Annotated in this window: 23 protein-coding genes; 17 read left to right on the top strand and 6 right to left on the bottom strand. The window is 38.1% G+C overall.

From position 1 onward, the window contains the following. Positions 1 to 94 precede the first annotated feature (94 nt). Positions 95 to 967 carry an MBL fold metallo-hydrolase gene (locus tag ACTH6U_RS00190; protein ID WP_441831315.1) on the bottom strand — a complete coding sequence of 291 codons (873 nt, stop codon included), beginning with the start codon at positions 965 to 967 and terminating at the stop codon, positions 95 to 97. A 123-nt stretch (positions 968 to 1090) separates the two neighbouring features. Between ACTH6U_RS00190 and ACTH6U_RS00185 the strand changes: the two genes are divergently transcribed. Continuing rightward, positions 1091 to 2011 (top strand): LysR family transcriptional regulator, encoded by a 921-nt coding sequence (locus ACTH6U_RS00185; protein ID WP_441829745.1) that lies wholly within the window; start codon positions 1091 to 1093, stop codon positions 2009 to 2011. Here ACTH6U_RS00185 and ACTH6U_RS00180 read toward each other — a convergent pair. Then, a complete protein-coding gene (locus ACTH6U_RS00180) occupies positions 1985 to 2920 on the bottom strand; it encodes a LysR family transcriptional regulator (RefSeq protein WP_441829744.1) in 936 nt (311 codons plus the stop codon). The two genes, ACTH6U_RS00185 and ACTH6U_RS00180, sit on opposite strands and share 27 nt — an antisense overlap. A 135-nt stretch (positions 2921 to 3055) precedes the next feature. Here ACTH6U_RS00180 and lysA point away from each other — a divergent pair, with 135 nt between their 5' ends. From lysA to ACTH6U_RS00155, 5 genes are all read left to right on the top strand, one after another. Further along, on the top strand, positions 3056 to 4315 hold the full coding sequence (lysA, locus tag ACTH6U_RS00175; RefSeq protein ID WP_441831449.1) for a diaminopimelate decarboxylase: 1260 nt from the start codon (positions 3056 to 3058) through the stop codon (positions 4313 to 4315). 168 nt (positions 4316 to 4483) lie between these two features. Beyond that, positions 4484 to 5140 carry a hypothetical protein gene (locus tag ACTH6U_RS00170; RefSeq protein WP_441831314.1) on the top strand — a complete coding sequence of 219 codons (657 nt, stop codon included), beginning with the start codon at positions 4484 to 4486 and terminating at the stop codon, positions 5138 to 5140. A 10-nt stretch (positions 5141 to 5150) separates the two neighbouring features. After that, positions 5151 to 5864: a hypothetical protein gene (locus tag ACTH6U_RS00165; protein WP_441831313.1), complete on the top strand. Its 714-nt coding sequence runs from the start codon at positions 5151 to 5153 to the stop codon at positions 5862 to 5864. An 86-nt stretch (positions 5865 to 5950) separates the two neighbouring features. Continuing rightward, positions 5951 to 6421 carry a hypothetical protein gene (locus tag ACTH6U_RS00160; RefSeq protein ID WP_441831312.1) on the top strand — a complete coding sequence of 157 codons (471 nt, stop codon included), beginning with the start codon at positions 5951 to 5953 and terminating at the stop codon, positions 6419 to 6421. Position 6422: 1 nt separating this feature from the next. Beyond that, complete coding sequence (locus tag ACTH6U_RS00155) at positions 6423 to 7118, top strand: hypothetical protein (RefSeq protein ID WP_441831311.1); 696 nt, start codon at positions 6423 to 6425, stop codon at positions 7116 to 7118. A gap of 103 nt (positions 7119 to 7221) precedes the next feature. Here the strand turns inward: ACTH6U_RS00155 and fadE are convergent, their stop codons facing one another. Continuing rightward, positions 7222 to 9687 (bottom strand): acyl-CoA dehydrogenase FadE, encoded by a 2466-nt coding sequence (gene fadE / locus ACTH6U_RS00150; RefSeq protein ID WP_441831310.1) that lies wholly within the window; start codon positions 9685 to 9687, stop codon positions 7222 to 7224. A gap of 317 nt (positions 9688 to 10004) precedes the next feature. Here fadE and lpcA point away from each other — a divergent pair, with 317 nt between their 5' ends. Both lpcA and ACTH6U_RS00140 read left to right on the top strand, forming a co-directional pair. Continuing rightward, complete coding sequence (gene lpcA / locus ACTH6U_RS00145; protein WP_294108800.1) at positions 10005 to 10583, top strand: D-sedoheptulose 7-phosphate isomerase; 579 nt, start codon at positions 10005 to 10007, stop codon at positions 10581 to 10583. 27 nt (positions 10584 to 10610) lie between these two features. Then, on the top strand, positions 10611 to 11378 hold the full coding sequence (locus ACTH6U_RS00140) for a class II glutamine amidotransferase (protein WP_441831309.1): 768 nt from the start codon (positions 10611 to 10613) through the stop codon (positions 11376 to 11378). Here the strand turns inward: ACTH6U_RS00140 and ACTH6U_RS00135 are convergent. Beyond that, entirely contained in the window at positions 11349 to 12086 is a 738-nt protein-coding gene (locus ACTH6U_RS00135) for a L,D-transpeptidase family protein (protein ID WP_294108804.1), read from the bottom strand. The two genes, ACTH6U_RS00140 and ACTH6U_RS00135, sit on opposite strands and share 30 nt — an antisense overlap. Positions 12087 to 12501: 415 nt before the next feature. On the opposite strand from ACTH6U_RS00135, the gene ACTH6U_RS00130 reads away from it, so the two are divergent. From ACTH6U_RS00130 to nqrM, 8 genes are all read left to right on the top strand, one after another. Further along, a complete protein-coding gene (locus ACTH6U_RS00130; protein WP_294108806.1) occupies positions 12502 to 13845 on the top strand; it encodes a Na(+)-translocating NADH-quinone reductase subunit A in 1344 nt (447 codons plus the stop codon). A gap of 4 nt (positions 13846 to 13849) precedes the next feature. Then, a complete protein-coding gene (locus tag ACTH6U_RS00125) occupies positions 13850 to 15088 on the top strand; it encodes an NADH:ubiquinone reductase (Na(+)-transporting) subunit B (protein WP_294108807.1) in 1239 nt (412 codons plus the stop codon). Then, complete coding sequence (locus tag ACTH6U_RS00120; RefSeq protein WP_434720563.1) at positions 15081 to 15875, top strand: Na(+)-translocating NADH-quinone reductase subunit C; 795 nt, start codon at positions 15081 to 15083, stop codon at positions 15873 to 15875. Before ACTH6U_RS00125 ends, ACTH6U_RS00120 begins: the two co-directional genes overlap by 8 nt. Beyond that, complete coding sequence (locus ACTH6U_RS00115) at positions 15868 to 16497, top strand: NADH:ubiquinone reductase (Na(+)-transporting) subunit D (protein ID WP_441829738.1); 630 nt, start codon at positions 15868 to 15870, stop codon at positions 16495 to 16497. Before ACTH6U_RS00120 ends, ACTH6U_RS00115 begins: the two co-directional genes overlap by 8 nt. A gap of 4 nt (positions 16498 to 16501) precedes the next feature. Further along, positions 16502 to 17098 (top strand): NADH:ubiquinone reductase (Na(+)-transporting) subunit E, encoded by a 597-nt coding sequence (gene nqrE, locus ACTH6U_RS00110; RefSeq protein ID WP_294108812.1) that lies wholly within the window; start codon positions 16502 to 16504, stop codon positions 17096 to 17098. A 15-nt stretch (positions 17099 to 17113) separates the two neighbouring features. Beyond that, on the top strand, positions 17114 to 18340 hold the full coding sequence (gene nqrF / locus ACTH6U_RS00105) for an NADH:ubiquinone reductase (Na(+)-transporting) subunit F (protein ID WP_294108814.1): 1227 nt from the start codon (positions 17114 to 17116) through the stop codon (positions 18338 to 18340). A gap of 233 nt (positions 18341 to 18573) precedes the next feature. Continuing rightward, positions 18574 to 19608, top strand: coding sequence for an FAD:protein FMN transferase (locus ACTH6U_RS00100; RefSeq protein WP_441831308.1), 1035 nt, complete (start codon positions 18574 to 18576; stop codon positions 19606 to 19608). Positions 19609 to 19620: 12 nt separating this feature from the next. After that, the gene (gene nqrM / locus ACTH6U_RS00095; RefSeq protein WP_294108818.1) at positions 19621 to 19848 is read left to right on the top strand and encodes a (Na+)-NQR maturation NqrM; all 228 of its coding nucleotides are present in this window, start codon (positions 19621 to 19623) and stop codon (positions 19846 to 19848) included. 59 nt (positions 19849 to 19907) lie between these two features. Here nqrM and ACTH6U_RS00090 read toward each other — a convergent pair whose 3' ends face one another. Then, a complete protein-coding gene (locus tag ACTH6U_RS00090) occupies positions 19908 to 20267 on the bottom strand; it encodes a hypothetical protein (RefSeq protein ID WP_294108820.1) in 360 nt (119 codons plus the stop codon). A 195-nt stretch (positions 20268 to 20462) separates the two neighbouring features. Beyond that, positions 20463 to 21374 (bottom strand): glycerophosphodiester phosphodiesterase family protein, encoded by a 912-nt coding sequence (locus ACTH6U_RS00085; RefSeq protein WP_434720560.1) that lies wholly within the window; start codon positions 21372 to 21374, stop codon positions 20463 to 20465. Between the two features lie 376 nt (positions 21375 to 21750). Between ACTH6U_RS00085 and dinB the strand changes: the two genes are divergently transcribed. After that, positions 21751 to 22812, top strand: coding sequence for a DNA polymerase IV (gene dinB, locus ACTH6U_RS00080; protein ID WP_441831307.1), 1062 nt, complete (start codon positions 21751 to 21753; stop codon positions 22810 to 22812). Positions 22813 to 23034 lie beyond the last annotated feature (222 nt).

Here is a 23034-nt window from a genome sequence, read left to right as displayed (position 1 = left end):
TTATTTAACTAAATGTGGCGGTAACCTTAAATCACAAAATTAAATAACCACGTTAAACTATAACGAAAAATAACAGGGGGATAGAAGTTTTATCTTATTGCGGCCACTGCATTTCGCCTTTGATCACTTTAGCACTGAGCTCTAAGCTAGAAACATCATCTAATTTAGGGTAGATAGCCTCCATTTTTTGCGTTAACTCAGTGGAGTCTTTGCTAACAGCGGCCTCAGTTTCAAAAGCATTTAAATATTGTTGAGTAAAAGTGACGGTACCAATATCCATTTTAGATGGACCAGTAAAATGTCCCGGTACGACCGTTGTCGGTTTTAATGCCTTAATATTTTCGAGTGTTTGCTGCCAGTTTTGGCGTGATTCTTTGGTTTGTGTGTCCGCTATCCATATATGAATATTATCTGAAACAACCACACCACCGACCACGGCTTTTAGTGATGGAACCCAAACATAGCTTCTATCAGGAGATGCACCATCGAGGCCTTTTATTTGTAGCTTTTCACCATCAACCGTAAAACTATCACCTTTAATCACTTCTGGAACAATCACTGTTGTTGGTGCTTCATTTTTCAGTACATCGCCCCAATAGGCTAGCTTACCGTCTTTGGTTGCTTTAATTGCTTCGACTGTTTCAGCTGTCGCGACGACTTTTGCGTCAGGAAATGCTTTGGTGATAGTTTCTAAACCAAAGTAATAATCAGGATCTGAATGGCTAATATAAATAGTGGTTAATTTTTTATTTAATTTTTTAATTTTATTCACTAATTGTTGTGCGTCGTTGTTTTGAAACTGTGCATCAATCAAAACAACTTCATGGTCACCACTAATTATTTCAGATGAAACGGGAAACACACTGTTGTTGCCGGGGTTATATACATCTAACGTTAAGCTTGCGGCTTGCACAAAAGAAGATGTTGTCACGAGTAAGGTTGCTGTTGCTAAAGTTGATAATTTCATTTTTTTCCTAGAATCGGGTTAAGTATTAAATATTCGGTTGCTTGGTATGTATATTAAATTGCAATGATAGGAAGAAAAACAGCATAATTAGTTCATCTTTGTTGCATAAATCGGTCAAATTAAATGGATAGACTCAAAGCAGTTCAGGTATTTATCACGATAGTTGAGCAAGGGAGCCTAAGTGCTACAGCTGATAAGCTGGAGATGTCACGGGCAATGGTGACGCGCTATTTATCTGAAATGGAACAGTGGGCAGGGGTTCGCTTATTAAATCGTACCACTAGAAGGCTGAGTCTGACTTCTGCGGGGGAAGGGGTATATCAGCAATCATTACAGCTTAATGCACTTTCCCAAGCGGTACCGGTTCAACAAAAGCATGATGTGAAAGAGCTTTCAGGCTTAGTGCGTATTAGCTGTTCTCAGTCGATAGCGCAAAGCGCGTTATCTATGGCTATTGCTGAGTTTTTACAGCTTTATCCCAATATGGCAATTGATATGCAGATTTCAAATAAGTCGGTTAATTTGATTGAGGAACGTATTGATTTAGCGATCCGTATTACTAATCAACTTGAGCCAAACTTAATTGCAAGACCGCTTTCCACTTGTCATTCTGTCATTTGTGCTTCTCCTGCCTTTTTAAAAGGGAAAAAAATTCCGACTAAGCCAGAAGATTTAACGTTATTAGAGTGTTTAACTTATAGTTTTTTTGGTCGTAGTTTATGGAATTTTGAAAAAGAGGGAGAGTCATTTTCAGTTCTTGTCGATGGTCGATTAAGTGCAAATGAATCAGTTTTTTTGGCTGAGGCGACGTTAAATGGGGCTGGTATTGCCATGCAACCTTATTATTCAGTTGCTAAATATTTAGATACGGGGCAGCTAGTTCAGTTATTACCTGATTATATCCCAATGCCTTTAGGTATTTATGGTGTGTATACTAGCCGCCAGAATATGCCAACCACACTGAGGGCCGTTATTGATTTCCTTGTTAACTGGTTCAATACATCGCCACATTGGCAATCATTGATGCAGCAAGGCCGTCGCTAAATTCGTTTCAATTTGCTTGAATGTTGTGATTAAGTGCTGGGTGAAAATATCCGTAAGTTGTGAATAAGGGCGATGAATTGGTTTAATCAGGCTGACAGTAAACGGAATTGAAAAGCTTAGCGGACGAATGACTAATTTACCCGCCGATTGTTGATGAAAATCGAGTGCAGTTAATGGATTTACAATTGAGATACCAATACCTTTTAACGCCATTGCACAAATAGACGAAGCAGAATGGGTTTCCATGATCATTTTCCTATCAACTTGTTGCTCGGTAAAGATTGCATCGATTAGTTGTCGATAACTATCTGTTAATGACAAACTGATAAATCGTTGATGTTGAAAATCTTTTGGTGTCAAGATGCTCTTTTCTTCAAGAGGATGTCCTGCGGGTAAAACACAGACTTCATTAAGCGAGCCAAGAGTTTGCTGTTCAGTGCCTGGGGGCGTTTGAAGATGCTCTGTTAATCCAAAATCATAGCGCTGCGCTGATAGCCACTCTTCGAGTAATGGAGACTCCTGTGGGATCACCGTTAAACTGACTTCAGGGTAATTTTCCATAAAAGACTGACAAACTTGTGGAAGCAATGATTGTGCGAAGGCTGGTAGGCAAGTGACAGAAACCTGAGCATGTTCAAAGCGTCGAATTGTTTCTGCGGAATTTTTGATCCGCTCTAAACCATAATAAGAGCGTTCTACCTCTTCAAAAAAGCGTAATCCTTGCACGGTAGGATGTAAACGGCCTTTCACCCGATCAAAGAGCTTGAATTGCAATAAATGTTCAAGGCGAGCAAGTTCTCGGCTGATTGTAGGCTGAGATGTATTGAGCAGCACAGCGGCTTCCGTTAAGTTCGGTGCTGTCATGACTGCCCGAAAAATTTCAATGTGGCGCCATGAAATAGTCTGCATTATCACTCTCCAAGACTTATATATATCAAATATGAATAGACTCTAGCAAAATAGATATTTTTTTTCCCGTTTTTTCTCTGAATAATAGAGAACAACATAATAATGATATTAAAAAAACTTGCTGACGAGAAAACCATGACTTCATTCGCTACGACTACAAGCCAGTATTTAACACCTGAATATTTACGCGAGCTACCAGCGCAATATGGTACGCCGCTATGGGTTTATGACAGTGCCGTTATTGTTGAACGTATCAAGCAGCTTCAATTATTTGATACTGTTCGGTTTGCACAAAAGGCTTGCTCAAATATTCATATTCTTCGTTTGATGCGTGAGCAAGGCGTTAAAGTTGACTCCGTTTCTTTAGGGGAAATTGAACGTGCGTTAGTTGCGGGGTTTCAAGCAGGAAGAGATAAAGCAGAAATTGTGTTTACTGCGGATTTGCTGGATAAAGCAACTTTAATAAAAGTGACCGAGTTAGATATTCCTGTAAATGCCGGATCTATAGATATGCTTGAGCAAATTGGTGAGCAAAAAGCGGGTCATCCAGTTTGGTTGCGCATTAACCCAGGTTTTGGTCACGGTCATAGTCAAAAAACAAATACTGGTGGCGAGAACAGTAAGCATGGCATCTGGTACCAAGATCTGCCAGAGGCATTAGAAAAAATTCGCCAATACAACTTATCGCTTGTTGGATTACATATGCACATTGGTTCAGGTGTTGATTATCAACATTTGGCTAATGTGTGTGATTCGATGGCTGAATTAGTTATTTCTGCGGGTGTTGATATTCAGGCTATTTCAGCTGGTGGTGGTTTATCCACCCCTTACCGTGAAGAAGATGAATTAATTGATGTGCAAAACTATTACAGTTTATGGAATAGCGCACGTCAACGTATTGAACAACATTTAGGTCATTCAATTGAGCTCGAAATTGAACCAGGGCGCTATCTTGTCGCTGAGTCGGGCGTATTATTAGCAGAAGTGCGAGCGGTAAAAGATATGGGTAGCCGTCATTATGTGCTGGTGGATAGTGGTTTTAATGATTTGATGCGCCCAGCTATGTACGGTAGTTATCATCATATTTCCGTTTTGCCTACAGATGGTAATGTAGTAGATAGCCGCCAACAAAAAGAAACGATTATTGCAGGGCCTCTTTGTGAATCAGGCGATGTATTCACACAGCTTGAAGGTGGAATGGTTGAAACGCGTTTACTGCCTGATGTAAACATTGGCGATTATTTGGTATTTCATGATACCGGCGCGTACGGCGCGTCCATGTCCTCTAATTATAATAGCCGCCCTTTATTACCTGAAGTGATGTTTGTGAATGGACAAGCAAAACTGATCCGCCGCCGTCAAACTATTGAAGAATTATTAACATTAGAATTATAAGAATTAGAATGTAGATTATATTTGTTCTTTTAAAACCAGCGATTAATAATCGCTGGTTTTTTTTTGTTTTAAAATATACTGAGGTATGAAAATAACTATTATGGGTTATTTGAAAATACTTTTTCTCATGTGAAAATTAAATTTATTTCAAATCATAGTGAGAAGAAAATGAAAATCATATTTACATTTATTATTTTATTGATTCAGGGGTGTTACTTTAATAATTTAAATTATGATTCAAATTCTGATGAAATCATTGATAATGAAAGTGATATATTAGCCTCTTATCGAATGTTGAATTATTATCATCCTAAAAAATATGTTGATTATAATTCAAGTATAAATTTATTAGTTCCACCCCCTAGAAATCAAAATGAATTTTTTATGGTAATAAAAAAATCTAATTCTGGAGACTATCATAGTAGCTTGTTACTTTTTAATTTATTTAAGCGAGATTCAAATTGTGATTATGCTATGCAGTTTTTAAATAGAGCAATTAATCAAAGTGATGATAATAGTTTGGCGTTATATGAGTTAGGTGTTTTGAATTTTAGTGGTAAATGTATTAAAGAAAACAAAAATAAAGCCATTGCTTATTTTAAAGAAATAATGAATAAAGATAGTTCTGGTGGTATTTTGGCCTGTTCACATCTGACACACATATATTTATTTAATGATGATGGTAGCTTGAATGATATTAAAAAATCTTATCATTATGCTAATTTAGGTGCGAATCAGGGGAGTGAAATATGTAAAAAATATAGAGATGATATAGCAGTTGCTATGAATTTAAAAACTAAAATCACGAATAAATATTTTAAATAGGAATATTAATATGGAAGAAAATAATACGAATGAACCTTATACAGAACAGCATTATTTACATGTAGCTCATGAAGGAGATTCAAGAAGTTTTGATTTAACCGAAAGTATTTTTTCTAAGACTAATACACCAAGTTTTACTATTTTTGCTGCGCCAGCTGAAAGTAAATATATTAGCATAGCGAACGAAAATCAGGTTGAAGAGCAATCAAATTATGGACATGTTTTTTTAGGTATTACAGGGTTTAATCCTGTAATAGGCGAATATGAATCTGTAACAATAGGTTTTAGTGCTGGTGAAAGTATGGCGACAAGTGAAGATAATATTTCTTTTAATGATCACCTAAGGTATCCTGAGGCATCTTCTATTACTGTAATAGGCAATGGGCCTAATTTTGATGAAAACATTAGTTCATTATTTGAAAATTATAATAAAATAAAAAATAAAACAGTAAGTAATGAAAGTTACAATTTATTATTTAATAATTGCGTTGATTTTGTTGATGATTTTTTAGAGAAATCTAACATAAAAAACGTTAAAATATCAGGGACACCTAGCTCTATAACAAAGAGATTAAAAAATATTGTGAAATCTTATCAAACTCCTATCATAATTGATCTAAATGGAGATGGAGTTAAAACATTGCCATATAGTTTTAATATATCATTTGAATTTAATGGTGAAAAACAGATAACCGGCTGGGTAGAGAAAATGATGGGTTTTTAGTTATAGACAAAAACAATGATTCTATTATTAATAATGCAAGCGAATTATTTGGTGAGAATACATTAAAGCTAGATGGTAATATTGCCTTGAATGGATTTGAGGCATTAGCAGATTTAGATTGTAATAGTGATAAAGTTATTGATAAAAATGATTTATTTTGGACATCTTTGCAGGTATGGCAAGATAAAAATAGCGATGGGGAAACACAGTCAGGTGAGTTGTTATGGCTGGATGATATCGGTATATCATCTATTTATTTAGATTTTAACACATCCGAATATATAGATAAAAATAATAATCAACATCGATTAAAGTCTACTGTGAAATGGAATGATAATCGAATTACAGACATGACAGATGTTTGGTTGGAGCAAGATAGCAATTATTCAGTTATTGATTTTTCAAGTGTTGAGTGTTTTAATTTAAATGGAAACTTAATAGAATATATGGTGTCTATTCACTCAGATAGTGTTATCGGGGATATAATTACTAATGTTAAAATTGAAAATAAACTTTTTAGTTTTGCTCAGGCTAGAAATATAATCTCTATAGGATGATATGAAAAAAATAATAATTATGATGGCTTTTGTTTTTGGTGTCTTTAATAGTTATGGATTTACCGAAAGTGAAAGTGAAGTAAATGATTTTCGATTACCTTCATATAGAATGTTGAATTTTTCTTTTTCTAAAGTTGAGATTAAATATAATAAAAAATTAATTTCATTACTGGTATTACCTAAAACTCCGAAGGATTTTGTTGAATTGCAAATAAAAGCAAGTAAAGGGGATGCGGCAAGTAACTATCTTTTGTTTTTTTTGTATTATGATGATTCTAATTGCTCTGAAAAAAGTACGATATTACGGAAAAATCCTCATGAAAATTGTCTTATTGCATTAGATTATCTTAATAAGTCAGTTGAAATTAATCCTAAATTTGAAGCCAGTTTATATAAGCTAGCTTATTTTAATCAACAAGGAATTGGTATGGCTGTTGATGTAAAAAAATCAGCTGATTATTACCAACAAGTAGCTATATTAGAAGGGAGTTATCGACATATTGCAATGCGAGAGCTTTCTAATATGTATCTATATGATTTTCAACAGACCGATAAGGCTAAATATTATATTAATCTTTGTGCCAAAGAAGGTGATGAGTTGTGTAAGTTTATGGATTCAAGCTGGGATAGAACATTAAAATATTCGCCTTATATTATTAAAGCAAAAGAGAGAGAAAGGCAAAGCAAGAGTGAGTAAATATTTAAGTTTTGGTACCATTGAATTTTATGATTAAAAAGGGAGCAATTAAGCTCCCTTTTTGTTAATGATTGGTGTTCGTGATTGCTAATGAATCACTTCATTAGGCCGCTTTTTTCTTCTTGGATGCTTGCGCATCTGATGGTTCATCTAATAACTTTTTTTCTGGGATGACTCCCAAATCATTAAAGTCAAACTCATCAACATTAATAGTGCGTAATCTGCTGGCTTCCGCTTTACACAGAATATCAGCTTCTTCTTGAGTGATAACTTTAGTGGTTAACATCTCCTCTGCCAGCTTATCTAAACGAGTGAAGCTAAGTTTACGTTCTTTTAAACGACAGATACGGTCGAAAATAGGCTCTGCGGCAATAATGTCATATAGCGCTTGGTTTACTAAACCATGTGGATTATTTGCTGTTGGCGTCAAGTACTGACCACGCCCTAATCTGTCTCGAGTTTCTGATGGTTCCATGATCAGTTGAGCTAATTTGTGATCAAGTCTATCAGAAGGCATCGACATAGCACGGCCTGTAGGGAATAACGTAATACGCATTAGCCCAGCAATAACACGGTTAGGGAAGTTTTTCAGTAAATCGTCAATGGCTTTTTCAGATTGATAAAGACAATCTTCGACGGCCCATTTAACTAATGGTAAATCTGCTTTTTGACGACCTTCATCTTCGTAGCGTTTTAGTGTAGCAGACGCAAGGTATAAGTGGCTTAAAATATCACCTAATCGTGCTGAAATGCGTTCGCGGCGTTTTAAGCTGCCACCAAGCACTCCCATCGCAACATCAGATAATAAGGCTAAGTTGGCGCTTTGGCGGTTTAACATTTGATAATAACGACGGGTTTCATCTTTTGTAGGCGCGCTGCTACCACGGCCGTTTGTTAATCCTAACCAGAAGCTACGGAATTGATTACTAATCACATGACCAATGTGACCAAATACCGCTTTATCAAATTTGTGTAGATTGTTGTCTTGTGCTGCTGCCATTTCTTCTAATACATAAGGGTGACAGCGAATAGCTCCCTGTCCAAAGATAATCATGCTGCGGGTCAGAATGTTTGCACCTTCAACCGTAATGGCAATCGGTGCGCCTTGATAAGCGCGAGCAACAAAGTTGGAACTGCCAAGACAGATACCTTTACCTCCAGTGATATCCATTGCATCAATCACTGCACGTTGACCACGGTGGGTACAATGATATTTTACGATAGCGGATAAAACAGCGGGTTTTTCACCCTGCATTATCCCTGAGGTAATTAAGGTTGCTGCTGCATCCATCAAATAGGTATTCCCAGCGATGCGAGCCAAGGGTTCTTCAATACCTTCCATTTTACCGATAGAGAGCTTGAATTGACGGCGAATGTAAGAATATGCGCCAGTAGCCATTGCAATGCTTTTTAGACTACCAGTTGAATTTGATGGCAGAGTAATACCGCGACCAACAGACAAACATTCAACTAGCATTTTCCAACCTTGTCCGGCCATTTTTGGACCACCAATAATATAATCGATAGGAACAAAAATATCGTTTCCACGGGTTGGACCATTCATAAAGGGTACATTAAGTGGGAAATGGCGGTGGCCAATTTCGACACCTGGTGTATTGGTTGGAATTAAAGCACAGGTGATCCCTAAATTTTTCTCGCCACCTAACAGTTTTTCAGGATCAGATAATTTAAAGGCAAGACCAAGAACGGTAGCGATAGGTGCTAAAGTGATATAACGTTTATTCCAAGTTAAGCGCATACCAAGAACTTGTTCGCCTTGCCACTCACCCATACAAACAATTCCTGAGTCAGGGATTGCACCCGCATCTGAACCAGCTTCTGGGCTAGTTAATGCAAAGCAGGGGATTTCTTCACCTGTAGCAAGTCCGGGTAAATAACGTTGTTTCTGCTCATCAGTACCATAATGCTGTAATAGCTCACCGGGACCTAAAGAGTTTGGTACGCCGACGGTGATGGCTAAAATGCCGGATACACCTGCAAGTTTTTGTAAAATTTGTGATTGAGCATAGGCAGAAAAATCTAAGCCGCCATATTCTTTTTTGATGATTAAGGCGAAGAAACGGTGATCTCTGAGGTATTGCCATACTTCAGGGGGCAGGTCGGCAAGTTCATGACTCACTTCAAAGTCATTGACCATGCCACAAACGGTTTCAACTGGGCCATCAATGAAAGCTTGCTCTTCGGCAGTGAGTTGTGGTTTAGGATAATTATGTAATTTATGCCAATCCGGTGCGCCACGGAATAGGTCACCTTCCCACCAAGTGGTGCCAGCATCAATCGCTTCCTTTTCGGTGCGAGACATTGGAGGCATCACTTTTTGGAACATTTTCATTCCACGGGCAGAGAAGAGTGACTGACGAACAGGTGTAAATACAAAAGGAAAAAGCACAATCGCTACAGGTAGTAACATCCAGTAGCTCCAAATATTTAACACACCCATGATTGCGGTATAAATGAGTAATAATGCGGTACTGAGTACTAAAGATGTTTTGTGGTAGCAAAGAATACCAATTAACGCGAGAAATAAAATTATGCTAAGAAGGGTCATAATGAAACTCCTGTCCACTTGTAAGAGGTCTGACCTGTTTGTTGCTTTAATCTATATCCATTAATAAACAATTAGCAACATATTTACATCTTAATTACAACTTGGCTCACAAAAACATCAAATAACAATTAGTGATAATGTCATTGGGGCATGTGATTTTAGATAAGTAGTCGCATTTCTAGACGAGAAAACATTAAATTAGGGGCTAAAGTCAATACAGCACAATCAAAAGTAGAAACAAAATGTACCCTGTGCAACAATCTGAGTACTAAAGACTTATCTCAATGACCCCTTCGTTAAATTTAAGAGGAAACCTCATGTATCAAGATTTGATCCGTGGTGAGCTATCTGAAGCAGCCGATACGCTGTCAAACTTTTTAAGTGATGATGCAAATATTAAGGCAATTGAACAAGCTGCGGTATTACTAGCCGACTCCTTTAAAGCGGGGGGCAAAGTATTATCATGCGGTAATGGCGGTTCTCATTGTGATGCTATGCATTTTGCAGAAGAATTAACCGGTCGTTATCGTGAAAATCGCCCTGGTTATCCGGCGATTGCTATTTCTGATGTTAGCCATTTATCTTGTGTCAGTAATGACTTTGGTTATGAATTTGTTTTTTCTCGCTTTATTGAAGCAGTTGGAAAAGAGGGTGATGTTTTACTCGGGATTTCAACTTCAGGTAATTCAGGAAACATTATTAAAGCTATCAATGCTGCTCGTGAAAAAGGCATGAAAGTGATTACCTTAACAGGTAAAGATGGCGGAAAAATGGCAGGCAGCGCTGATATTGAAATCCGTGTTCCTCATTTTGGTTACGCAGATCGTATACAAGAAATTCATATCAAAGTTATTCATATCTTAATTCAGCTAATTGAAAAAGAGATGGTGAAATAATTTTTTTTCGAGTTTAGGAGTCTTTAAATGTGCGAATTACTTGGTATGAGTGCCAATGTACCAACTGATATTAGTTTCAGTCTTAGTGGTTTGATATCTCGAGGAGGGCAAACGGGTCCTCATAAAGATGGCTGGGGTATCACTTTCTACGAGGGGCTGGGATGTCGCACATTTAAAGATCCGCAACCAAGTTCTGTTTCGCCAGTTGCACGCTTTGTGCAGGAATATCCCATTAAGTCTGAAACTATTGTGGCTCATATTCGCCAAGCAAATCGTGGTGATGTTGCATTGGTGAATACCCACCCGTTTACACGGGAGCTTTGGGGGCGCAACTGGACTTATGCACATAATGGTCAACTTAAAGGCTATCGAACGCTAAAAACAGGAAACTATTGGCCTGTTGGTGAAACAGATAGCGAATGGGCATTTTGTTGGATTTTGCATCAGCTCAATGAGAAGTACCCACGCAAGCCATCAAACTGGAAAGCCGTTTTTCGCTTCATTGCTATTCTTGCGGATCAACTTCGCAGCAAGGGGGTGTTTAATATGCTGTTATCAGATGGACAATATTTGATGGCTTTCAGCTCGACAAAATTGCATTGGATTACACGAAAATCACCGTTTGGTAAGGCTAAATTGCTGGATCAAGATATTGAAATTGATTTTCAGCAATGCACGACTCCTACCGATATTGTTTCCGTTATTGCGACTGCGCCGTTAACTGGAAATGAAAGCTGGCAAAAAATTGAGCCTGGTGAATTTGTATTATTTCATCTTGGTCAGCGCATATTGTGATTTAGAGCCTAATAACTTAGTTGGCGTCTCGGGCATATTAAGCACGGCATATTCGCCTAATAATACTGATATTTCCGCGGGCTTGCCTGTGCGATTAAAATAATCATAAGCTGGCTGTAGCTGCTTCCAAAATGTGTAATGACTTGAATTACGATAGCGTTGCATGTTTTCTTTCGTCATTTTGAAAGGATAGATACTGACATCAATAGCGGATTGGCCATTACGTAATGCACGTTCTACAGTCTGATAAATCTCGCCCATATATTCATCTGTCATTGCATAACAGCCTACAGACACACAGTCTCCATGGATCATCAAATAATTGCCATTATATCCTTGAGCCTTATCGAACTCATTAGGAAAGCCAATATTGATAGATCGGTAATACCGACTATTTGGGTTTAACTGTGATGTGGTTATTTGATAAAATCCCTCAGGGCTTTTTAAATCTCCTTCAATCTTTTTTGGACCGAGTCCGCCAGAAAATTTACATATCGGATACGTTTTGGCTAATTTGTACTGGCCGCTAGGCATTTTTTGGTAAAGCTCTAAGATTGCTTCTTGTTTAAATATTTGGATAAAAATTGACGGATCTTGATTGTTTTTCGATTTGTTATTATTCAAAAATGACTGGTTTTCAGCTGGTGTGGCTGTTGAATATAGGAAGGCAAAGGTAATAATTGCACTGATAAAGTTACTTTTTTTCATTCTTAAACCAAATATAAAAGATAGCATTGATTAAAAATAGCACCTGCTTAAAGCATTTTAGGTGGCTAGATAAGAATGTAATATAGCATGTTAATAGTTTTCAATTGAATCTTTATTGTTTGAAAAACAATCAAAACTCGATAAACATGATGTAATGCATCGTCAATACCGAGTTGTTAAAAATATATTTCAAATGTTATTACGATTTGCTTGAACTATGTCACTTCTATAACCGGACATAGGTCAAGGGAACTGATAAAATTACGACCGGCGAAATAAGAAACTTGAGTAAAAATATTTGAGAATTACGTGCTTAAGTCATTAACGTGACTTGAGTTGTTTTTATTAATGAGTCGCTATCATTCATTGTTGAATCGTTAGCATAGGGTTTAACTAATAAACTTGTGCAGATCTTATGATTAAAATTAAAAAAGGCCTCAACCTTCCTATTGCAGGTGAGCCAGCCCAAGTGATAGAAGACGGCCCGAAAATTCAACACGTAGCTTTGCTAGGTGAAGAATATGTCGGAATGCGTCCTTCGATGCTGGTTAAAGAAGGTGAGCGTGTCATAAAAGGACAGATTCTTTTTGAAGATAAAAAGAATCCAGGCGTGATGTTCACGAGTCCAGCCTGCGGTAAAGTTGTTGCTATTCATCGCGGTGAGCGTCGAGTTCTTCAATCTGTCGTTATTGAAATCGATGGGGATGAGCAAGAAACTTTTACTGCTTATAATCGAGATGAACTTGCAACGATAGAAAGTACAAAGGTTGAAGAAAATCTTTTAAAGTCAGGTTTGTGGACATCTTTACGAACGCGTCCATTTAGTCGCTCTCCACAGCCGGGCTCATCACCTGCTGCTATTTTTGTGACAGCGATGGATACAAATCCTCTCGCGGCAGATCCGATGATTGTTATTCGTGAAAATGAACAAGCATTTAATGATGGGCTGGTGGTGCTTAGTCGTTTAACTGAAGGTAAAGTTCATGTTTGTCATGGAATGGGAGAATTACCAAAAGTTACTTCGAGCTCACAAATTAGCTATACGCAGTTTGTCGGTCCACATCCGGCGGGTTTAGCAGGAACACATATTCATTTTCTTGAGCCTGTGAGTATCAAGAAAAAAGTATGGAGTCTTAATTATCAAGATGTTATCGCGATAGGTAAGTTATTCATTACTGGGTATCTTTATACAGATAGAGTTATTTCTTTAGCAGGACCGCAGGTTGAAAAGCCTCGTTTACTGCGCACTTGTTTAGGTGCAGATCTGTATGAACTCACCAAAGGTCAGCTTAAAGATGGGGAAAACCGTATTATTTCCGGTTCCGTGCTTTGGGGGGTTACCTGTGATGAAACGCATCATTATCTTGGCCGTTTTCATAATCAAGTCTCTGTTTTATCTGAAGGCCGTGATAAGGAACTATTTGGTTGGATCATGCCAGGTGCGGATAAATTTACGATTACACGCACGACTATTGGGCATTTTCTCAAAAATAAGCGCTTTAATTTCACCACAACAATGAATGGCGGTGAGCGTTCAATGGTACCAATTGGTAATTATGAGCGTGTTATGCCACTCGATATCATGATCACCCATCTGCTACGTGACCTCCTTGTTGGGGATACGGACACATCTCAAGAGTTGGGTTGTCTGGAGTTGGATGAAGAGGACTTAGGGCTGAGTACGTATGTATGCCCGGCCAAATATGAATATGGTCCAGTACTTCGTGACGTTCTGACTAAGATTGAGCTAGAAGGGTAATTCCATGGGTCTGAAAAATTTATTTGAAAAGTATGAGCACCATTTTGAACCCGGTGGAAAGTTAGAGAAATACTATGCGTTGTTTGAAGCTGTTTCGACTGTTTTTTACACGCCGGGAACCGTTACTAAGGGTCGTTCTCACGTTCGTGACACTATTGACCTGAAGCGTATGATGATTTTAGTTTGGCTTGCCGTATTCCCTGCGATGTTTTGGGGAATGTATAACGTTGGTAACCAAGCTATTCCTGCATTACATCACCTATATAGTGGCGTTGAGTTACAGCAAGTGCTTGCCGGTGATTGGCATTACAGTGTTGCTCAGTTTTTAGGTGCATCATTGACGCCTGATGCGGGCTGGGGAAGTAAAATGCTGCTTGGTGCAGTGTATTTTCTTCCTGTCTATCTAGTTGTCTTTCTTGTTGGTGGGTTCTGGGAAGTTTTATTTGCCATGATCCGTGGGCATGAAATCAACGAAGGCTTCTTTATTTCCTCAATATTATTTGCGCTAATTGTTCCACCAACCATTCCATTATGGCAGGCGGCGTTAGGGATAACATTTGGTGTTGTGGTTGCGAAAGAAATTTTTGGTGGAACAGGGCGCAATTTCTTAAACCCTGCTTTGGCAGGCCGAGCTTTCCTTTTCTTTGCTTATCCTGCACAGATTTCAGGTGACTTGGTTTGGACTGCGGCTGACGGTTTTTCGGGTGCAACTCCATTATCACAGTGGGCAACTGGCGGTGAACATGCGCTGATGAACACGGTGACAGGTGAACCCATTACTTGGATGCAAGCATTTCTAGGTAACATGCCGGGTTCTATTGGTGAAGTCTCGACATTGATGATTTTCATTGGTGGTGCACTTATTATTTTCTTCCGTATTGCTTCTTGGCGTATCGTTGCTGGAGTGATGTTAGGCATGATTGCCATGTCTTACTTGTTCAATCTAATCGGTTCAGACACCAATCCATTATTTGCTATGCAATGGTGGTGGCATATGGTTTTAGGCGGCTTTGCATTTGGTATGATTTTTATGGCGACAGACCCCGTTTCTGCATCATTTACAGATAAAGGTAAATGGGCATACGGTATTTTGATCGGTGTAATGTGCGTGCTTATCAGGGTTGCGAATCCAGCCTATCCAGAAGGAATGATGCTAGCAATCCTGTTCGCCAATCTGTTTGCTCCTCTGTTTGACTATATGGTCGTTCAAGCAAATATTAAGCGGAGAAAAGCCCGTGGCTAATGAAAAACCAAACAATAAAGATGGTATCGGAAGAACATTTCTAGTCGTTTTCATTTTATGTCTAGTATGTTCTGTCGTGGTAGCCGGTGCTGCTGTTGGGTTAAAACCTCAACAACAAGAACAAATCTTGTTAGATACACAACGTAATATTTTGAGTGTTGCGGGTTTGTTGAAACCAAATATGACTGTTGAAGAAATTCAACAAGTTTATCGTGAACGTATTACACCTAAACTTCTGAATTTTAAAACTAATGAGTTATCCGATAGCACTAGCCGATATGATTTGAACAATGAATTACGTAGTGATGAAACCAGTATTGCACTTTCACCTGCTGAGGATATTGCTAAAATTCGTCGTCGTGCAAATAGCGCTGAAATTTATCTGGTTAAAGATGAAGCGGGTAAAGTTTCTCAAATCATTTTGCCAGTATATGGTTCAGGTTTATGGTCGGTGATGTACGCATTTGTAGCAGTGGATATTGATGGCGTGACATCTCGCGGTATTACTTACTATGCACATGGTGAAACACCGGGCCTAGGTGGTGAAGTTGATAACAAACAATGGATAGCACAATGGCCAGGTAAAAAATTGTTTAACGAACAAGGTATGCCTGCGATTAAAATCGTGCGTAGTGGCTCAACCGATAGCCCATATGGTATTGATGGTCTTTCAGGTGCAACGCTGACATCAAACGGAATTCAACACACATTTGATTTCTGGATGGGTGATAACGGCTTTGGTCCGTTCCTGAAAAAAGTACGAGAAGGAGCGCTGAATAATGGCTGATTCAAAAGAAGTAAAACGCGTCCTACTTGGGCCGTTGTTTGATAATAACCCAATTGCATTACAGGTTTTAGGTGTGTGTTCGGCATTAGCTGTTACCACTAAGATGGAAACCGCACTGGTTATGACTATCGCTGTAACCTTGGTTACTGCGTTCTCTAACTTTTTTATCTCACTGATTAGAAATTATATTCCAAGTAGTGTGCGGATTATTGTACAAATGGCAATTATTGCTTCACTGGTAATTGTTGTTGACCAAATTCTACGCGCTTATGCCTATGAGATATCAAAACAGCTTTCTGTCTTTGTTGGTTTGATTATCACCAACTGTATCGTTATGGGACGCGCTGAAGCTTATGCAATGAAAGCGCCACCTATTGAAAGCTTTATGGATGGTATCGGTAACGGCCTTGGTTATGGCGTTATTTTAGTTTTAGTGGGTTTCTTGCGTGAATTATTTGGCTCAGGAAAACTGTTTGGTATCACGGTATTTGAATCGCTGCAAAATGGTGGTTGGTACATGCCGAACGGCTTGTTCCTTTTAGCGCCAAGTGCGTTCTTTATCATTGGCATGCTGATTTGGGGATTACGAACCTTGAAACCAGCTCAGATAGAGAAGGATTAACCTGATGGAACATTATATTAGCTTGTTTGTTAAAGCCATATTCATTGAAAACATGGCATTAGCGTTCTTTTTAGGTATGTGTACATTCCTTGCGGTATCGAAAAATGTCAAAACAGCTTTTGGTCTTGGAATTGCAGTTACTGTCGTTTTAGGTATCTCTGTGCCTGCAAATAACCTCGTGCTTAATTTAGTATTGCGCGATGGTGCTTTAGTTGAAGGAGTGGATTTATCATTTTTAAATTTCATTACCTTTATCGGGGTGATTGCAGCACTGGTTCAAATTCTCGAAATGATTTTGGATCGCTATTTCCCATCACTGTACAACGCATTGGGTATCTTCTTACCGTTGATTACCGTTAACTGTGCAATTTTTGGTGGTGTATCTTTCATGGCCCAGCGTGATTATAACTTTAGCGAATCCATCGTGTATGGTTTTGGTTCAGGTATTGGCTGGATGTTGGCGATTGTATTAATGGCCGCAATTCGTGAAAAAATGAAATATTCAGATATCCCAGCGGGTCTAAAAGGTTTAGGCATCACCTTTGTGACGACCGGTTTAATGGCATTGGGCTTTATGTCCTTCTCCGGCGTGCAGCTATAAAGGCGAGAAGAATTCATGGAAATTATTATTCTAGGTGTAGTGATGTTCACCCTGATAGTTTTGGTTTTGACAGGTTTGATCCTGTTTGCAAAATCTAAACTTGTCAATACAGGGAACATTAAGGTTGAAGTAAACGGTGACCCAGAGAAAAGTTTTGATGCGCCAGCAGGGGATAAGCTGCTAGGTATGCTGTCAAACCAAGGTATCTTTGTTTCATCGGCTTGTGGTGGTGGCGGTTCATGTGGCCAGTGTCGCGTAGTTATTAAAGAAGGTGGTGGTGATATTCTTCCAACCGAGCTTTCACATATTAACAAACGTGAAGCGAAAGAAGGTTGTCGCTTAGCTTGTCAAGTTAACGTCAAGCAAGACTTAAAAATTGAATTACCTGAAGAAATTTTTGGGGTTAAAAAGTGGGAATGTGAAGTTATCTCTAATGATAATAAAGCCACTTTCATTAAAGAATTGAAACTGAAAATTCCTGATGGGGAAGTGGTACCATTTCGTGCGGGGGGCTTTATTCAAATTGAATGCCCTGCACACGTAGTGAAATACTCAGATTTTGATGTGCCATTAGAGTACCGCGAAGATTGGGATAAATTTAATTTATTCCGCTATGTTTCTGAAGTGAAAGAGCCAACAGTACGTGCTTACTCGATGGCAAACTACCCAGACGAACATGGCATTATCTTGTTGAACGTGCGTATTGCAACACCTCCGCCACGTAATCCAGATGTTCCACCAGGCATTATGTCCTCTTATATTTGGTCACTAAAACCAGGTGATAAGGTCACTATCTCAGGTCCATTTGGTGAGTTTTTTGCAAAAGAGACTGATGCTGAGATGATTTTTGTGGGTGGTGGCGCCGGTATGGCACCTATGCGTTCTCATATTTTTGATCAACTTCGTCGTTTAAATACTAAACGTAAGATTAGTTTCTGGTATGGGGCTCGTTCTAAACGTGAAATGTTCTACACCGAAGATTTTGATCAATTAGCAGCGGAACATGAAAATTTCACATGGAATGTTGCACTTTCCGATGCTTTACCAGAAGATAATTGGACTGGCTATACTGGATTTATTCATAATGTCCTGTATGAAAATTACCTCAAAGATCACCCAGCGCCAGAAGATTGTGAGTTCTATATGTGTGGACCTCCAATGATGAATGCTGCGGTCATCAAGATGTTAAAAGACCTTGGTGTTGAAGATGATAATATCTTACTGGATGATTTTGGTGGCTAATACTACTAACGCTAAGTAAGTTGTATTGATTGTTCATGTATAGTGGCAGTAAAATCTGAAACAAAGAGGGGAAAACATGTTTTTCCCCTCTTTAAGATTTAAGACCGAAAATCAGTGAATTGATTTTTTATTTATTTTGACTGAAACATTCTCTTTATTTGTAAAAATGTTGATATTGTTAATAGTCTAAGTGTCCACAAATGTGAACATTTACGATTGAAGCAGAGAAAATTATGCTAAACAGAAAGATGATCGCCCCAATACTGTTATTTGCAGCAACTTTATTTTTAATCGCCTGCGGTGGACCTGAACAGCAAAATATTCAGGGACAAACAATGGGGACTTATTATTCTGTTAAGTATGTCTCTGATTCGTCAGAACATTCAACTGAAGCGATTCAATCGGAAATTGATAAGCGTTTGGAAGAAGTTAATGACCAAATGTCAACATACAGACCTGATTCTGAGCTAAGTCGTTTTAATCAATCAAAAGCAGTCAACGTACCTTTTCCTGTTTCCGCAGCAACGGCTAAAGTCGTTTCAAAAGCGATTGAAATTAATAAGTTAACCGATGGTTCTTTAGATGTGACGGTCGGCCCTTTAGTGAATTTATGGGGATTTGGACCGGAAGGACGCGTAACAAAAGCACCTACAGATGAAGAGTTAGAAAAGCGTCGGGCATGGGTTGGTATTGAAAAACTGTCTGTACAGGATAATAACCTAATTAAAACCATACCTGAGCTCTATGTAGATTTGTCATCAATAGCTAAAGGTTATGGTGTTGATGTTGTTGCTGAGTATTTAGAATCACTTAATATCAATGATTATATGGTTGATATCGGTGGAGAAGTTCGCACTAAAGGCCATAATGGTAAAGATGCACTTTGGCGGATTGCAATTGAAAAGCCCTCTACTGATGGCGTAAGCCAAACTGCACAAGAAATCATCGAACCAGGAAATCTGTCTATTGCGACTTCTGGTGATTACCGTAATTATTTTGAGCAAGACGGTGTTCGCTTCTCACATACAATTGATCCAAAAACAGGCAAACCAATTGTTCATAACCTCGTTTCGATTACTGTGCTTGCCGATAATTGCATGAGCGCTGATGGGTTATCGACGGGGCTGAATGTGTTAGGTCCAGATGTAGGTTTTGCACTTGCCGAAAAAATGAATATTCCTGTTTTTATGATTGTTAAGACGGATAAAGGGTTTGAAGAGCGTTATACTAAAGCATTCGAACCATTCTTAAAGAAAGACAGTAAATAGGAGGAGAAAGGAATGCTAAATACCTTTATTGCAGCCTTTGTCTTATTTTTATTGGCATTTTTAGGTATGTCACTTGGATATATTATTAAGCGTAAAAGTATTCAAGGGAGTTGCGGTGGGCTAAGCAGCATTGGTGTTGAGAAAGTATGCGATTGCCCAGAGCCTTGTGATGCACGTAAAAAACGGATGGCGCGTGAAGAAGCACGGCAAAAAATGTTAGATAAACATAGAATTATTTAAAGTGATATTTCTCGGTAAGCATACTTATGGAATATGGGTATGCTTATATTTATTAATATCTAATACATTTCTTTCGAACAAGAACCAGATGTAGGGTAAATAATAGACATCTGCTTTGAATTCCCGTTAAAATTAATGGTTACTTTGCCATTGTCGTTATCCTGAATTTGACAAGGCAGATAATCCCCACTACTCCAAAACTGCCCATCTTTAGTGACTATTTTTGCTTTCCATGCCATTTTGTCTTTTAAATCAAAGCTAAAGGTATGGATATCCTTAATAGTTCTTTTATCTGCCAAATTATAAAGAACAAAAACGTTCTCGATGATATTAGAACCTCGTTGATAAAAAATTTCGACTTTCTTTAAATCTTCATTCCAAAAATTCTCAATCGAGATTTGCCCAAGTGATGTAGACATAAATTTAGCCCTTTGATTATTAGATGTAATTAATTATCACACCAATATCTTAAGGTGTAATTAATATTGATTATCATTTGCTAACAACAAAGTATTCATTGAAATGCATTATGAAATAAAAATGGCTTAATTAATCTATAGCGGGTAACAATATAATTTTGTTATTACATAAATTAGCTTAAGCCAGTTAATAAACTACTGTTTGAAGGCCTTCGGTGAGTCAACCATCACTGCATCTGCACCAATTTCTTTAGCTAATTGATAGTCACTGGCATTGTTTACACCAAATAAAATAATATAGGCGTTCCCTGTTTTTCTAAAACAATCAACCGCTTCTTTATCCCAAGACAGTGTTGCAGGAGAACGGGCTTCACCTAAAGTGTATTTCTCAACAACCTCGACTTTGCGGTGTAATTCAAAGCCATACCAACGAACGGATTGCGTATCTTGAGTGGTAGATTGTTCAGCTGCGACGGGGCACTGATGGTTCATTACGCTATTTGCTAATAGGGTACGGGTATCATCACGGCTTTCAAAGGTATTAATTTTTGTCGAAATCTTTGGCAATGCTTTAATGAAATCGTTATTAGTGGAATAGAAGCGAACCTGATTAAATGCATTGGTTTTATTTAATAATGAAAATATCGCTTTTGCTTGGATATCAGGATCTGCATCTGGAGATTTCAAATCGATATAAAAAGGTGTATCTGGATATTTTTTTAAGATAGTTTCTAAAGTAGTAATGGTTGTTTCTTGAGCGGGTAATTGTAAGTTATTTTTTTGATTAAATTGGTGAGCTGCGCTTATTTGGCTGAGTTGTTCGGCAGAATAATTTGAAATTGGCCCTTTTTTATTGGTTAGCGCATCTAAGTCACTTGGTCGATACAGCACCAGCTGATCATCTTTACTGAGTTGTACGGTGAGCCAAATCGCATTGGCTTTATTATCTTTTGCTAAGTTAATTGCATAAAGGGTATTTTCTGGGGCATCAGCAGTTCCGGCTCGGTGTGCCACAATTTGTGGGTTTTGTGCGAATGCACTGTGACTAGCAAGAAGAAATAGACTGATAACCATTCCTTTTTTTATACGTGGTGTTAATTTATTCATTGTGTGTATTTCCTATGATGTTAATTATATCAATATGTTGTGTTAATTTTAATGAATTGTTGTTGTAATACTTTTTTTGTCATTTGTAAGTAGTTCTTCATGAAATTAAGACTAACTTGCAATTGTAATCCGATTTTTTAATGGCTCTTCTCATCAAATTATATGGGTGAAGTTTAAGCTAATTGCTAGAATGCATTGATGTACAGGCACTATATACATATGGAAATCGTAGATTCTGGCAGTAATATATTTCAATCGTATGAATAAGTGCGTGACTGAATATTTCAAACGTCATCACACAATGAGGCATGTATATAATTGAATGTTTCATAACTATACTGTATATTTAATCAGTATTTTATGGTGTGAGTGTATTATGCGTAAAATTATTCATATTGATATGGACTGCTTTTATGCAGCGATAGAAATGCGTGATGATCCCTCTTTACGCAATGTGCCTGTCGCTGTGGGAGGAAGTGCGGATCGCCGAGGGGTTATCTGTACGGCAAATTATGAAGCGCGGCGCTTTGGTGTGCATAGTGCTATGTCCACGGCGATTGCGTTACGACTTTGTCCTCATCTTAAAGTTGTTTCAGGGCGAATGTCGTTATATAAAGAGACATCTGTCCGTATTCAGCAAATTTTCGCACGTTACACTGACTTAATTGAACCTCTTTCCCTTGATGAAGCTTACTTAGATGTTACTGATTGCCAACAATTACATGGCTCAGCAACTTTAATTGCAGAAGCTATTCGTCAACAAATTTTTGATGAATTACAACTCACCGCATCTGCGGGTATTGCGCCGATAAAATTTTTGGCAAAAATCGCATCTGATATGAATAAACCGAACGGTCAATACGTGATTAAACCGCAAGATATGGCTGAGTTTGTTTTAACATTGTCACTTAAAAAGATCCCCGGAGTAGGCAAAGTCACGGCTCAAAAATTAGCAGATATGGGATTACATACCTGTGCCGACGTCCAAAAATATGACGTAATCGCATTAATTAAAAACATGGGTAAATTTGGACAATCATTATGGGAGCGTTGTCATGCTATCGATGAGCGCCCAGTGAATCCTGATAGATTACGTAAATCGGTTGGGGTAGAGCGAACATCAGCGGAAGATATTCATCAGTGGGAGGAATGTTTATTGTTGTTGGATAAGCTATACGATGAACTGCAATTGCGCTTAGCAAAAGTAAAACCAGACTTACGTATTGCTCGCCAAGGTGTGAAATTTAAATTCGCTGATTTTCAACAAACAACACAAGAGCATGTTTATCCAATACTTGATAAATCAGATTTAGTTCAAATTGCAAAACAAGTTTGGGAAAATCGTCGGAAAGGTAGGGGAGTCCGGCTAGTGGGGTTACATGTTATGTTGATAAGTCCTCAGCTCGAACAGCAATTATCTTTATCCTTCATACTTTGAGCCACAGCGTTGTTGGCTTCTCAAGGTATCTTTATCCTTCATACTTTGAGCCATAACGTTGTTGGCTGCATTCGCTAACCGTGGTCACATACTTATGTATGCTCCCAAGGATTAGCTCAATTGCCGCCTAGTTACAGCTCAAATTATTTTGGATAATATTTTAAAACTTAAAACTTAAAACTTAAAACTTAAAACTTAAAACTTAAAACTTAAAACTTAAAA

It is taken from the genome of Providencia sp. (assembly GCF_052096715.1).
Taxonomy (GTDB): Bacteria; Pseudomonadota; Gammaproteobacteria; order Enterobacterales; family Enterobacteriaceae; genus Providencia.
The sequence above is the reverse complement of the archived record's forward strand: the minus strand, read 5'-3'. Positions and strand labels throughout refer to the sequence as shown.